This window comes from Streptomyces odontomachi, assembly GCF_024435355.1.
Lineage (GTDB): Bacteria > Actinomycetota > Actinomycetes > Streptomycetales > Streptomycetaceae > Streptomyces > Streptomyces odontomachi.
Map to the genome: position 1 here is coordinate 38,526 of NZ_JAMJWG010000032.1, position 14,575 is coordinate 53,100.

At 75.2% G+C, this 14,575-nt stretch carries 1 protein-coding gene; it reads right to left on the minus strand.

Annotated elements, in window-relative coordinates:
• Nucleotides 1-10: 10 nt before the first annotated feature.
• Entirely contained in the window at nucleotides 11-14,548 is a 14,538-nt protein-coding gene (locus tag NQO67_RS39430; RefSeq protein ID WP_255955357.1) for a type I polyketide synthase, read from the minus strand.
• Nucleotides 14,549-14,575: the final 27 nt, after the last annotated feature.

Sequence of the window (14,575 nt, forward strand, 5' to 3'; positions counted from 1 at the left end):
GACTCCTTAGTCAGGAAATTCCGAGCTCTTTGTCGATGAAGTCGAAGACCTCGTCGTCGGTGGCGGATTCGAACGTGGCGGAGACGGATTCCGCGGCACTCTGGCCGCCCGTCTGCGGTTGGTTGTCGCCGAGCTTCAGCAGGACCGTCTGCATCCGGTTGATGATCTTCGACCGCATGTCGGGGGTGACGGCGCCGAGGACGGACTCCAGGCCGTCCATGGCCATCGACACGGGGTCGGCCGGCGCCGGGGCCTGCGGGTGCAGGTTCTCCTGGAGGAAGCCGGCGAGCGCGGCGGGCGCGGGGTAGTTGAAGATCAGCGTGGACGGCAGGCGCAGGCCGGTGGTGGCGGTGAGCCGGTTGCGCAGCTCGATGGAGGTGAGCGAGTCGAAGCCCATCTCCAGGAAGCCGCGGTCGGCCTCGATGCGCTCCGGGGAGCGGTGCCCGAGGACGTGGGCGACCTGCCCGCGTACGAACTCCAGCAGCATCCGGTGCTGTTCGGCCTCCGGGCGGCCCACCAGCTTGCGCCGCAGGTCCTCGACGTCGTCTCCGGCGGCGAGCGGGGCGCGCCCGACCGGGGTGCGCACCAGGCCGTGCAGGACGCCGGGCAGGCTGCCCGACTCGGCCTGCGTCTGGAGCTGCGGCATGTCGAGCCGGGCCGCCACCACGGCGGCGCGGCCGGTCTCCAGGGCGGCGTCGAACGCGGTGAGGCCCTCGGTGGCGGCGAGCGGGGCGAGACCGGCGCGTGCCAGCCTGACCCGGTCGGTGTCCTCCAGGCTGCCGGCCATGCCGCCGTCCTGCCCCCACAGGCCCCAGGCGAGCGCCAGGCCCGGCAGCCCTGCGGCGCGCCGGTGCGCGGCGAGGGCGTCCAGGAAGGCGTTGGCCGCGGCGTATCCGGCCTGTCCCGCGGTGCCGAAGGTGGCGGCGGCCGACGAGAACAGCACGAACGCGCCGAGCGGCAGCCGGAGTTCCTCGGCCAGCCGGTGCAGGGTCCACGCCGCGTCGGACTTGGCGCGGGCCACGGTGTCGATCTGGTCGGCGGTGAGCTTGAGGACGGTGGCGTCCCCGAGCACGCCGGCGCTGTGCACCACGCCGGTGACCGGACGGTCCGCGGGCACCGACGCCAGCAGGGTGCGCAGGGCGGCTTCGTCGGCGACGTCGCAGGCCTCGATGCGGACCTCGGCGCCGGCCGCCGTCAGCTCCCCGGCCAGCTCGGCTGCGCCTTCGGCCGCCGCGCCGCGCCGGCTGGTCAGCAGCAGGTGCCTGACGCCGTGCCGGGCGACGAGGTGGCGGGCGAACCGGGCGCCCAGGGCACCGGTACCGCCGGTGACGAGGACCGTCCCGGAGGGGTCGAACGTCGACGCGGATGCGCCGACAGACGCAGTCTCGGGTGCGCCGTCGGACGCGGTGACGCGGGCGAGTCGCGGCGTCAGGACACCGCCGTCGCGCACCGCGAGCTGGACCGCGCCGTCGGGCAGTTCGTCGGCGTGCGAGGCGGCGGCCAGCAGCGCGCCGAGCTCGGTTCCGGCGAGCCCTTCGAGGACCGTCTCCTCGTCGACGTCGACCAGCAGCAGCCGGCCGGGGTGCTCGGTCTGCGCGGAGCGGATCAGGCCCCACAGCGCGGCGCCGGGCAGGTCGCGCACCGGCTCTCCCGGGCGGGCGGCGACGGCGCCGCGGGTCAGCACCACGAGCCGCCCGTCGACGTACCGTTCGTCGGTGAGCCAGGCCTGGATCAGGGCCAGTGCCCGGCGGGTGACGGCGCGGGACGCTGCCGCGACGTCGGCGCCGTCGGTGCCGTCCGTGGCACGGTCGGCGCCGTCCGGCAGGAACGCGGCGACGGCCAGCGCCGGGGCGCTCTCGCCGGCGTCGACGGCGGCCCCCAGCGCGGCGACGTCCGCATACGGGCGCACCGCGAGGTCACCGGCGCCCCAGGCGGGGGTACGGCCGCCGAGGTCGCCGAGCACGGCCCAGGGTCCGGCGGGCTCGGCGGCGACCGCGCCGTCCGAGCGGGCCGGCACCCAGTCCAGCTCGAAGAGCGTGTCGTGCCGTCCGGTGGCGCGCTCCAGCTGGCCGGCGGTCAGCGGGCGGATCACCAGCGACTCGATGGAGGCGACCGGGCGGCCCTCGGTGTCGGTGGTCGTGACGGACACGCTCTGCGCGCCGGTGGACGTCATGTGGACGCGCAGCGTGGTGGGCGCGGTGCCGCCGACGGCGTGCAGTTGGATGCCGCTCCAGGAGAACGGCAGCGGCACGTGCCGCTCGCCGCCGTTGGCGCCCGCCGCGTCCTTCTCGTCCGCCTCGACGGCCCGCAGGAACACCGCGTGCAGGGCGGAGTCCAGCAGCGCCGGGTGGATGCCGTAGGGCTCGTCGCCCAGGCCGTCGGGGAGGGTGACCTCGGCGTGTATGTCGTCGCCGACCCGCCATGCTGCGCGCAGTCCCTGGAAGGCCGGCCCGTAGTCGAGGCCGCGTTCCAGCAGGTGCTTGTAGAGGTCGTCCACGCCGAGCGGCACGGCGCCGGGCGGTGGCCAGGAACCGCTCTGCGGGCCGGCCGGCTCGGCCGGTCGGGGTGCGAGGGTGCCGGTGGCGTGGGTGGTCCAGGGGCTTTCCTCGCCGGTGACCGCGGCGCGTGAACGGGCGATCAGCTCGCGCCGCCCGGACTCGTCCGGCGCGCCGGCCAGCAGCTGGAGCTTGACGGCGCCCTGCTCCGGCAGCAGCAGCGGGGCGCTGAGCGTGAGGTCCTCGACGATGCCCCCGCCGACCCGCTCGGCGGCGTGCAGGGCCAGGTCGACGAGCGCGGTGCCGGGCAGCAGCACGGTGTCCATGACGCTGTGGTCGGCCAGCCAGGAGTGCCCGGCGAGCGACAGCGAAGCGGTGAACAGCCAGCCCCCGTCGGGCAGTTCGGCGGCGGCACCGAGCAGCGGGTGCCCCGCCTCCTCCAGCCCTGCGGCACTGGCGGTGCCGGTGGCCTGGGGAGCGTCCAGCCAGTACGGACGCCGCTGGAAGGCGTAGGTGGGCAACTCGGTCGGGGCGGCGGGGTCGACGGGGTCGGCCTCGGCGGGCGGGGCGCCGAGGAACTCGTTCCAGTCGGGGCTGACCCCGGCCGTATGCAGCGCGAGCACGGCCCGGGTCAGGCCCTGTGCCTCGGAGTGGTCGCGGGGCAGCGCCGCGGCGACGGCCGGCACGGTGGTGGCCTCGGCGAGGGTGTCCTTGACCAGGTTCGCCAGCACCGGGTGCGGGCCGAGTTCCAGGTAGACGCCGGTGTGGTGCGCCTGGTGCAGATGGGTGACGCCGTCGTGGAAGCGGACGGTGCTGCGGATGTGGTCGGTCCAGTACTGCGGCGACATCAGCTGCTCGTCGGTGGCGGTGGTGCCCGTCACGTTCGAGATCACCGGGATGCGGGCCGGGTGGTAGGTGAGCCGCTCGGCGATGGTGCGGAAGTCGTCCAGGACGCTGTCCATGTGCGCCGAGTGGAAGGCGTGGCTGACCGCGAGGCGGGTCGTCTTGCGGCCCTTCTCGCGCCAGTGCGCCGCCAGCTCCAGCACCGGTTCCTCGTCACCGGCGAGCACGGTGGAGGTCGGCCCGTTCACGGTGGCGATGGTGACCCGCGGGTCGTCGGCGACGAGGCTGCCCCGCACCTCACGCTCGGACGCCTGGATGGCGACCATCGCGCCGCCCGCCGGGGCGGCCTGCATCAGGCGGCCCCGTGCGGTCACCAGGGTGCAGGCGTCCTCCAGCGAGAGCACGCCGGCGAAGTGGGCGGCGGTCAGCTCGCCGATGGAGTGGCCGATCAGCCGGTCGGGGCGCAGGCCCCAGTGCTCCAGCTGCCGGTACAGGGCCACCTGGATCGCGAAGAGGCTGGTCTGGGTGTAGCGGGTCTGGTCCAGCAGGGCCGCTTCGGGGGTGCCGACAGCGGCGAACATCAGCTTCTTCAGGGGCACGTCGAGGTGCGGGTCGATGTGCGTGCACACCTCGTCGAGCGCCGCGGCGAAGACCGGGAACGTCTCGTACAGTTCCCGTCCCACGCCGGGCCGCTGGCTGCCCTGCCCGGAGAAGAGGAACGCCACCTTGGGGCGCGCCGTGCCGCCACCGGGCACCGTGCCGCGCAGCACCGCCGGGACGTCCTGGCCCTGGGCCAGCGCGTCGAGCCCGGCGAGCAGGTCCTCGCGTGCGCCGGGCGTGCCGCTGACGGCGGCGCGGTAGGCGAAGTGGGTACGGGTGGTGGCCAGTGCACGGGCGACGCTCGCGGCGTCCAGGTCGGGGCGTGCGGCCACGTAGTCGCGCAGCCGGCCGGCCTGGGCCTTGAGGGCGTCCTCGGTCTTGGCGGAGAGCACCCAGGGGGTGGTCGGCGCGGGGCAGACGGGCGCCGCCGGCACGTGACCCGGCTCGCCGGGCTCGGGCTCGGGTGCCGCTTCCAGGATCACGTGCGCGTTGGTGCCGCTGATGCCGAAGGACGACACCGCGGCGCGCCGCGGCCGTCCGTTGTCCGGCCACGCGGTCGGCTCGGTGAGCAGCCGGACGGCGCCCGCCTCCCAGTCGACGTGCGGGGAGGGCTCGTCCACGTGCAGCGTCTTCGGCAGCACGCCGTGCCCGATCGCCTGCACCATCTTGATCACACCGGCGACGCCTGCGGCGGCCTGGGTGTGCCCGATGTTGGACTTGATGGAGCCGAGCCACACGGGCTGGTCGGTGTCCGCACGGTCCTTGCCGTAGGTGGCGAGCAGCGCCTGGGCCTCGATGGGGTCGCCGAGCGAGGTGCCGGTGCCGTGTGCCTCGACGGCGTCGACGTCGGCCGTCGTCAAGCGGGCACTGGCGAGGGCGGCCTGGATGACGCGCTGCTGGGACGGGCCGTTGGGGGCGGTGAGGCCGTTGCTGGCGCCGTCCTGGTTGATCGCGGAACCGCGCACCACGGCGAGCACCCGGTGACCGTTCTTGCGGGCGTCCGAGAGCCGCTCGACGAGCAGCAGCCCGACGCCCTCGGAGAACCCGGTGCCGTCGGCGGCACCGGCGAACGCCTTGCACCTGCCGTCGGGCGAGAGCCCCCGCTGCCGGCTGAACTCCACGAACGTCGCCGGGGTCGCCATCACCGTCACACCACCGGCCAGCGCCATGTCGCACTCACCACTGCGCAGCGCCTGGCTCGCCAGATGCAGCGCCACCAGCGACGACGAGCACGCCGTGTCCACCGTCACCGCAGGCCCCTCGAGACCGAAGGTGAAGGAGACCCGCCCTGAGGCGACGCTGCCGTGGCTGCCGTTGCGCAGGTAGCCCTCCAGCTCGTCCGGCACCTCGCGGATCCGGCCGCCGTAGTCGCCGTACATGATGCCGGTGAAGACGCCGGTACGGCTGCCGCGCAGGGTGTCCGGGGTGAACCCGGCGTGCTCGAAGGTCTCCCAGGCGACCTCCAGCAGCAGCCGCTGCTGCGGGTCGGTGGCGAGCGCCTCACGCGGGTTCATGCCGAAGAAGTCCGCGTCGAAGTGGCCGGCGTCGTGCAGGAATCCGCCGTGCCGGGTGGTCACCTTGTGCGGGCGCTCCGGGTCGGCGTCGTACAGCTCCTCGATGTCCCAGCCGCGGCCGCGCGGGAAGTCGCCGATGGCGTCGCGGCCGTCGGCGATCAGCCGCCACAGGTCCTCGGCGGAGTGCACGCCGCCGGGGTAGCGGCAGCCGATGCCGACGATCGCGATGGGCTCGTCGGCGCCCGCGGTGACGGTGGCGACCGCGGTCTCCTCGCGGACGCCGGTCAGCTCGGCGCGCAGGTGGCGGGCGAGCGCCGCCGGGGTGGGGTGGTCGAAGATCAGGGTGGCGGTCAGCCGCAGTCCGGTGGCGCCGGAGAGCCGGTTGCGCAGCTCGACCGCGGTCAGGGAGTCGAAGCCCAGCTGCTTGAAGGCCCGGTCGGCCTCGATGCCACCGCCCTGGGCGTGCCCGAGCACCGCGGCGACGTGGGTGCCGATCAGCTCCAGCAGCATGCGGTCCTGTTCGGCCGGGGCGAGCCCGGCAAGACGCTCGGCGAGACCGCCACCGGCGGCGGCAGCGCCTTCGGGGCCCGCGGCCACCCGTCGCACGGGGGTGCGCAGCAGCCCGCGCAGCAGCGGCGAGAGGTCGCCCGCGAGCGCCTGGCCGCGCAGCGCGACGGGGTCGAAGCGGGCCGGAACGAGAGCAGCGTGGTCGGCGCGGCCGGCGCCGAGCGCCGCGTCGAACAGCGCGAGGCCCCGCTCGGAGCTGATCGGCAGCACCCCGCCGCCCAGCATCCGGGCCCGGTCGCCGTCGCCCATGTGCGCGGTCATGCCGCTGGCCTGCTCCCACAGGCCCCAGCCGAGCGAGCTGGCGGGCAGCCCGAGGGCCCGGCGGTAGTGGGCGAGGGCGTCCAGGAAGGCGTTGGCGGCCGCGTAGTTGCCCTGCCCGGCGCTGCCGAGGGTGCCGACGACCGAGGAGAACAGCACGAAGTCCGTCAGGTCCAGGGCGCGGGTGAGCTCGTGCAGGTGCCAGGCCGCGTCCGCCTTGGGGCGCAGCACGCCGGCAAGACGGTCGGCGTCGAGCGAGCCGATGACGCCGTCGTCGAGCACGCCCGCGGTGTGGATGACGGCGGTGAGCGGGTGTTCGGCGGGCACGGCGGCGAAGAGCGCGGTCAGCGCTTCGCGGTCGGCGGCGTCGCAGGCGGCGATCGTCACCGAGGCGCCGTGCGCGGTCAGCTCCGCCTCCAGCTCCAGGGCGCCCTCGGCGTCCCGGCCGCGACGGCTGGTCAGCAGCAGGTGCCGGGCCCCGTGCTCGGCCACCAGATGCCGGGCCAGCAGGCCGCCGAGCGTGCCCGTGCCACCGGTGATCAGGACGGTGCCGTCGGCGTACGGGTTGGTGGCGGCGGCCACGGGCGCGTCGCCGGCCTCGGAGACGGTGGTTTCGGCGGTCGCTTCCGGTGCGCCCGCCGGTTCCAGGGCGGCCCGGGCGAGCCGCGGGACGTACACGGTGCCGGCGCGCAGCGCGAGTTGCGGCTCGCCGGTGGCCAGGGCCCGGGTGACGGCGTCGCCGGCGGCGGCACCGGCGGCGCTGTCGAGGTCGTCGAGGTCGAGCAGGACGAAACGGCCCGGGTGCTCGGTCTGCGCGGTGCGCACCAGGCCCCAGACGGCGGCGGTGGCCAGGTCCGGCAGGTCTTCGGAGCCGGGCACGGGCACCGCACCACCGGTGACGACGACCAGCGTCACGTCGTCGAACTCGGGCCGTCCCAGCCAGTCCTGGAGCAACGTCAGCGCTTGCGCGGTGGCGGTCCTGGCGGCCTCGGCCGGGGTGCCGTCCTCGGTCGGGGCGATGGCGGCGAACACCACGTCCGGCGTGGTCGCCCCGGCCGCGACGGACGCGGCCAGCGCGGCCAGGTCGGCGTGCTGGCCGACCTGGTCCGTGGCGGTGGCGCCGGGGAGCCGGTGCGCGACCGTGTCACCGAGCACGGCCCAGGCGCCGGGTACGGCCGGCTGCCGGGTGGCCGGAGCGGTCGACGGCTCAGCGGCCGGCGTCCAGTCCAGCCGGTACAGCGCCCCCTGCCCGTCCTGACCGCGGCTCTTGGTGATCTTCTCCAGGGGTGCGCCGCGCAGCGTCAGCGAGTCCGCGGTGGCGACCACGGCGCCGGAGGGGTCGGCGATGGTGAGCGCGACGGTCTCCTCGCCGGTGCGCGTCCAGTGCACCCGGCCGGCGGTGAGCCCGGTGGCGTGCAGCGACACGCCGGCCCAGGCGAACGGCAGCCGGATGGTGCCGGCGTCGCCGCGCAGCAGCCCGCTCGCGCCGAGCGCGTGCAGGGCGGAGTCGAGCAGCGCCGGGTGGATGCCGAACCGCGCCCCGTCCGCCTGCTGCTCGTCGGCGAGCCCGACCTCCGCGTAGAGGTCGTCGCCGGCCCGCCAGGCGGCCCGCAGGTTGGCGAACGCGGGCCCGTAGTCGTAGCCCTGGGCGCCCAGCTGCTCGTACAGCTCGTCGACGGCGACCGGGGTGGCGCCCTTCGGGGGCCAGGCGGTGAGGCCCTCGCGGGGGGCGACGGTGGGGGCGGGGGCGAGCATGCCGGTGGCGTGCCGCAGGTACGGCTCGTCCTCGTCGGCATGCTCCGGGCGGGAGTGGACGGTGACCTGGCGGCGGCCGGAGGCGTCGGCGGGGGCGACGCTCACCTGGATCCGTACCCCGCCGCCCTGCTCGGTGAGGACCAGGGGTGCCTCGATGGTGAGGTCGTCGACGTGGTCGCAGGCCGGGTTCGCGGTGCGGCCCGCGGCGTTCAGCGCCAGCTCCACGAAGGCGGTGCCGGGCAGGACGACGGTGCCGGCGACGGCGTGGTCGGCGAGCCAGGGGTGGCTGCCGAGTGCGATGCGGCCGGTCAGCACCAGCCGGTCGTCGTCGGCGAGTGCCACCGCCGCACCCAGCATCGGGTGATCGGCGCCGGACAGGCCGAGCCCGGCGGCGTCGGTGGCCGCGGCGACCGGCTCCAGCCAGTGCCGCTCGTGCTGGAAGGCGTACGTGGGCAGGTCGGTGCGGCCGAAGCCGCGGCCGGCCAGCACCGGCCGCCAGTCGACCCGCACGCCCCGCACGTGGGCTTCGGCGAGCGAGGTGGTGAACCGCTGCCAGCCGCCCTCGTCACGGCGCAGCGAGCCGACCACGCAGCCCCGGGCGCCGTCCGCGACGCCGGCCGCGTCGCCCCAGGCGTCCAGCGTCTCCTGGACGCCGACGGTGAGCACCGGGTGCGGGCTGGCCTCGATGAACGCGCGGTGTCCGGCGTCCAGCAGGGCCCGGGTGGTCTCCTCGAAGCGGACCGTCTGGCGCAGGTTGCGGTACCAGTACTCGGCCGTCATCTCGGTGGTGTCGAGCAGGGCGGCGGTGACCGTGGAGTAGAACGCGGTCGTGGCCTGCCGCGGCCGGATGCCGGACAGCACGTCCAGCAGATGGTCGTGGATGGCTTCGACGTGGGAGCAGTGCGAGGCGTAGTCCACCGGGACCTTGCGGGCGCGGAAGCCCTCGGCCTCGCCGGCGGCGACCACCTCGTCGATGGCGTCGGGGTCGCCGGAGACGACGGTGGACGCCGGACCGTTGATGGTGGCGATGTCCAGCCGGCCCTGCCAGCGCTTCAGCAACTCGGCGGCGCGCTCGGCGGGCAGCGCCAGGGAGGCCATGCCTCCGGTGCCGGCCAGCGCCACGAGGGCCTTGCTGCGCAGCGTGACGACGGCGGCGGCGTCCTCCAGGGACAGCGCACCGGCGACGCAGGCGGCGGCGATCTCGCCCTGCGAGTGGCCGACGACCGCGTCCGGTTCGACGCCGAAGGACCGCCACAGTGCGGCGAGCGAGACCATCACCGCGAACAGCGCGGGCTGCACCACGTCCACCCGCTCCAGCGAGGCCGCGCCGGGCGCGCCACGCAGCACGTCGACGAGGTCCCAGTCGACGTGCGGCGCCATCGCCGCCGCGCAGGCCTGCATCCGGTCGCGGAAGACGGGGCTGGTGTCGAGGAGTTCGACGGCCATGTCGGCCCACTGGGAGCCCTGCCCGGGGAACACGAACACGGTGCTGAGCCCGGTGCCGCCGGACTCGCCCGCGACACCGCTGACCAGGCCGGGCGCGGTACCGCCGGCGGCGAGGGCCCGCAGGGCCTCGGCACGGGCGTCCTGGTCGGCGGCGACGATCACGGCACGGTGGTCGAAGGTGGTGCGGGTGGTGGCCAGCGAGAGGCCGATGTCGCCGGCGGTGGGCGCGGAGGCGCCGTCGGCGCCGTGCACCAGATCGTGCAGCCGGGCCGCCTGGCCGGCGAGGGCGTCAGCGGTGCGCGCGGAGAGCAGCCAGGGCAATACGGCGGCGGTGTCGGGGGCGCCGGCGGGCGGCTCGTCCTGCCCGGCCACGGGCACCGTCTCGGGGGCGTCCGGGGCCTCTTCGAGGATGACGTGGGCGTTGGTGCCGCTGATGCCGAACGACGAGACGGCGGCGCGCCGCACCCGGTCCTCACGCGGCCACGGCTGGGCCTCGGTGAGCAGCGACACGGCGCCCGCCGACCACTCGACGTGCGGGCTGGGGGCGTCCACGTGCAGCGTCCTGGGCAGCACGCCTTGCCGCAGCGCCATCACCATCTTGATGACGCCGCCGACGCCGGCAGCGGCCTGCGCGTGACCGATGTTGGACTTCAGCGACCCCAGCCACAGCGGACGGTCCGCCGGGCGCCGGCCGTAGGTGGCGATCAGGGCCTCGGCCTCGATCGGGTCGCCCAGGCTGGTGCCGGTGCCGTGCGCCTCGACGGCGTCGACGTCCCCCGGGGACAGCCGGGCGCCCGCGAGCGCCTGGCGGATCAGCCGCTCCTGGGAGGGCCCGTTCGGCGCGGCGAGACCGTTGCTCGCGCCGTCCTGGTTGATCGCGGAGCCGCGCAGCACGGCGAGCACCGTGTGCCCCTTGCGGTGCGCCTCCGACAGCCGCTCCAGGACGACCATGCCGACGCCCTCGCCCCACGAGGTGCCGTCGGCGCCGGCCGCGAACGCCTTGCAGCGGCCGTCTCCGGCGAGCCCGCGCTGCCGGCTGAACTCGACGAACATGCCGGGCCCTGACAGCACCGTGGCGCCACCGGCGAGCGCCAGCGAGCAGTCGCCCTGCCGCAGCGACTGGATCGCCAGGTGCAGCGCGACCAGCGACGACGAGCACGCCGTGTCCACCGTCACCGCGGGCCCCTCGAGACCGAGGGTGTACGCGATCCGGCCGGAGGCGACGGAGGTGGTGGAACCGGTCAGCAGGTAGCCGCCGAGGCCGTCCGGCGCATCGTGCAGCGCCGGCACGTAGTCCTGTGCCGTGGCGCCCACGAACACGCCGGCGGGCGCGCCGCGCAGCGTGTCCGGCACCATGCCGGAGCGCTCCAGCGCCTCCCAGGAGACCTCCAGCAGCAGCCGCTGCTGGGGGTCCATGGCGACGGCCTCGCGCGGGCTGATCCCGAAGAAGGCCGGGTCGAACCGGTCGGCCTCGTAGAGGAAACCGCCCTGGTCGAGGTAGGTGGTGCCGTTCCGCTCACCGGACGGGTCGTACAGCGCGTCCAGGTCCCAGCCGCGGTTGTCCGGGAACGGTCCGATGGCGTCCTCGCCGTCGTGGACGAGCCGCCACAGCTCCTCGGGCGAGGTCGCCCCGCCCGGGTAGCGGCACGCCATGCCGACGATCGCGATCGGCTCGTCGGGCTCGGCCTGCGCCCGCGCCGAGTTCCCGGCGGACAGGGACAACCGTGCCGCCGCGTCCACCGCCTCATGGCGTTCCGTCATCCTGGTGAGCAGGTGGCCGACGAGTTCGCCGGGCGTCGGGTAGTTGAAGGTGAGCCCGGTCGGCAGCCGCAGTCCGGTGGCCTCCATGAGGCGGTTGCGCAGCTCGACGGCGAGCGACGAGTCGAACCCGAGGTCCTTGAAGGCCCGGCCGCCGTCGACCGCGTCGGGCGTGAGGTGCCCCAGCACGACCGCGACGTTCGTGCGGACCATCTCCAGCAGCGCACGCTCACGCTCGCCCGGGGCGAGCTCCGCCAACCGCCCGGCGAAGGGCGACGCCATCTCCTGTGCAGCGGCAGCAGGCACGCCGTCCGACTGCCCGGCCGGCGCGGCGACGGGCGCAGCGCCACCGGCACGCACCTCGCCCTCCGCCGGGAACTCGGGCCAGTACGACTGCCGCTGGAAGGCGTACGTGGGCAGCGCGACCCGGCGCGGCCGGTACGGGGCGAGCAGCCGGTCCCAGGCGATGTCGCGGCCGTGCGCGTGCAGCCGGGCCAGTGCGGTGAGCAGCGTCTCGGGCTCCGGCCGCTCGGGGTGCAGGGTGGGCACGAGCAGCGGCGCGGTGCCGTGCGCCGTGACGTCCTCGCCCAGGCAGTCCTCGGCCATGCCGGTCAGCACCCCGCCGGGGCCGAGCTCCAGGTAGGCGGTGACCCCGTCGTCGTGGAGGCAGCGCACCCCGTCCAGGAACCGCACGGCCTCCCGGGCGTGCCGCGCCCAGTAGGCGGGCGAGCCCAACTCGTCGGCGGTCGCCAGGCGACCGGCCACGTTGGAGACCACCGGAATCCGCGGCGGCGCGTAGTCGAGCCGCCCGGCGACCTCGGTGAACTCCGCCAGCATCGGGGCCATGCGCGGCGAGTGGAAGGCATGGCTCACCCGCAGCCGCTTCACCTTGCGGCCCTGCGCCTCGAACCGCCCCGCCAGGTCGAGCGCGGCGTCCTCGTCGCCGGAGACCACCACGGACGCGGGGCCGTTGACCGCGGCGATCGCGACCCGCTCGGCGACCGGTCGGCCACCGTCAGCGGACAGCTCCTCCAGCGCGTCCAGCACCTCCGCCTCGGAGGCCTGAACGGCGACCATCGCACCGCCCGCCGGCAGTTCCTGCATCAGCCGCCCACGCGCGGCGACCAGCGCACAGGCGTCCGCCAGGGACAGCACCCCGGACACGTGTGCCGCGGTGATCTCCCCGATGGAGTGCCCGATGAGCAGGTCGGGCCGCACGCCGAAGCACTCGACGAGCCGGAACAGCGCGGTCTCGACGGCGAACACGGCCGCCTGCGTGTACCGCGTCCGGTGCAGCGCCCCCGCACCGTCCTCCGGCGCGCCGTCCGCCCCGAAGACCACGTCCGCCAGCGCCCGGTCCAGGTGCGGATCGAGGTGCCGGCAGACCTCGTCGAAGGCCTCGGCGAACACCGGGAACGCGCCGTACAGCTCGCGCCCCATACCCGCGTACTGGCTGCCCTGCCCGGTGAACAGCACGGCGAGCCGGCCCGGTTCGGCAGCGCTACCGCGCACGAGTCCCGCTCCGGGCTCACCGGCGGCAAGCGCACGCAGCCCGCTCAGCAGCGCCTCCCGGTCCGCGCCGAGGACGACACCACGGTCGTCGAAGGCGGTCCGGGTGGTGACCAGGGACCACGCGATGTCTGCGGGGTCCGCGTCCGGACGCCCGTCAAGGTGCGCAGCAAGCCGGGCGGCCTGCGCCCGAAGGGCGGATGGGCCACGCCCGGAGAGCACCCAGGGGATGACGGGGTGGCGCTCCGCGCCCCCCAGGGGCGCGGGGCGAGACATTGTGCGGCTCCGCCGCGTGGGCGCGACCGGTTGGGACGAAACCGATGGCCCGTCACCGGCATCAAGGGGCTCCCCCTGCCGCACACCCCCCACCGGCAGGTGGTCGGAATCACCCCTGGCACCGACCGGCGCCTCCGTCAGAATGACGTGACAATTCGTCCCACCCATCCCAAAGGAGCTGACCCCTGCGATCAGGGGCCGCCCCTCCCGGGGCCACGGGCCCCGCACCCGCTGGACGCACAACCCGAGATCGTCCAACGGAATCGCCGGATTCGGCGTCTCGAAGTGCAGGCTCGCGGGCAGTTCGCGCTCCCGGATGCTGAGCACGGCCTTGAGCAGCCCGACGATGCCGGAAGACCCTTCCAGGTGGCCGACGTTGGTCTTGGCCGACCCGACCACGAGCGCACTCCCGGCCGTCCGGCCGGCCCCGTACGCCGCACCCAGCGCACGCGCCTCGATCGGGTCGCCGACGGCCGTGCCGGTGCCGTGCAGCTCCACGTACTGCACGTCCTGCGGGTCGACCCCGGCCCGGCGGCAGGCTGCGCGGATGACCTCTTCCTGGGCGTCCGCGCTGGGTACCGTGAGCGCGTCGGTGGCGCCGTCGTTGTTGAGCGCGCTGCCGCGGATGACGCAGTGGATCGGATCGCCGTCGGCGAGTGCGCGGGTGAGCGGTTTCAGCACGACGAAGGCGCCGCCCTCGCCGCGCACGTAGCCGTTGGCGCGTGCGTCGAAGGTGTAGCTGCGGCCGTCCGGGGAGAGCGCGCCGAACTCGGCGGTCATCGCGGTGGAGTCCGGGCCGACGATCAGCTGCACGCCGCCGGCGAGCGCCATGTCGCACTCGCCGCTGAGCAGGCTCTGGCAGGCCATGTGCACGGCGGTCAGCGACGAGGCCTGTGCGGCGTCGACGGTGAGGCTGGGGCCGCGCAGGCCGAGGGTGTAGGAGATGCGGTTGGCGATGATGCCGCGGTTGGTGCCGGTCAGCGAGTGCTGGGTGTAGCCGCTGCCGTGCCGGGCGAGTTGGACGGCGTAGTCGTCGGCGATGGCACCGACGAAGACGCCGGTGCGGCTGCCGCCGAGGGCGCGCGGCAGGAGCGCGGCGTCCTCCAGCGCCTCCCAGCCGAGTTCGAGCATCAGGCGCTGCTGGGGGTCCATCTGGACGGCCTCGCGCGGCGAGATGCCGAAGAAGTCCGCGTCAAACGCGTCGATGCGCTCCAGCAGTCCACCGCGCAACGCGCGCCGGCCGTCACCGGCGTCCGCCGCCCCGGCGCCGTCCGCCGTGGTGTCCGGCTCCGTGGTGTCCGGCTCCGCCGTGGCGTCGGTGGCACCGGCGCCCCACCGCTCCCCCAGCGTCCCCGTGACACCGCTGGTGCCGTCGGCGAGCAGCCGCCAGAAGTCCGCGGGGGTGGGCGCCCCGGGCAGCCGGCAGGACAGTCCGATGACCGCGAGTGCGGTGTCGGGCGCCGGCACGCCGCGGTCTGCGGCCTGCTCCTCGTCCTCCGCCGTCACCTTGTGCTCGTCAGGAAGCATCACCTTGTGCCGTCCTCCTGTTTCCCT

Coding starts and splice junctions, on each gene's coding strand:
- NQO67_RS39430 (WP_255955357.1), bottom strand. CDS start 14,548: ATGCTTCCTGACGAGCACAAGGTGACGGCGGAGGACGAGGAGCAGGCC.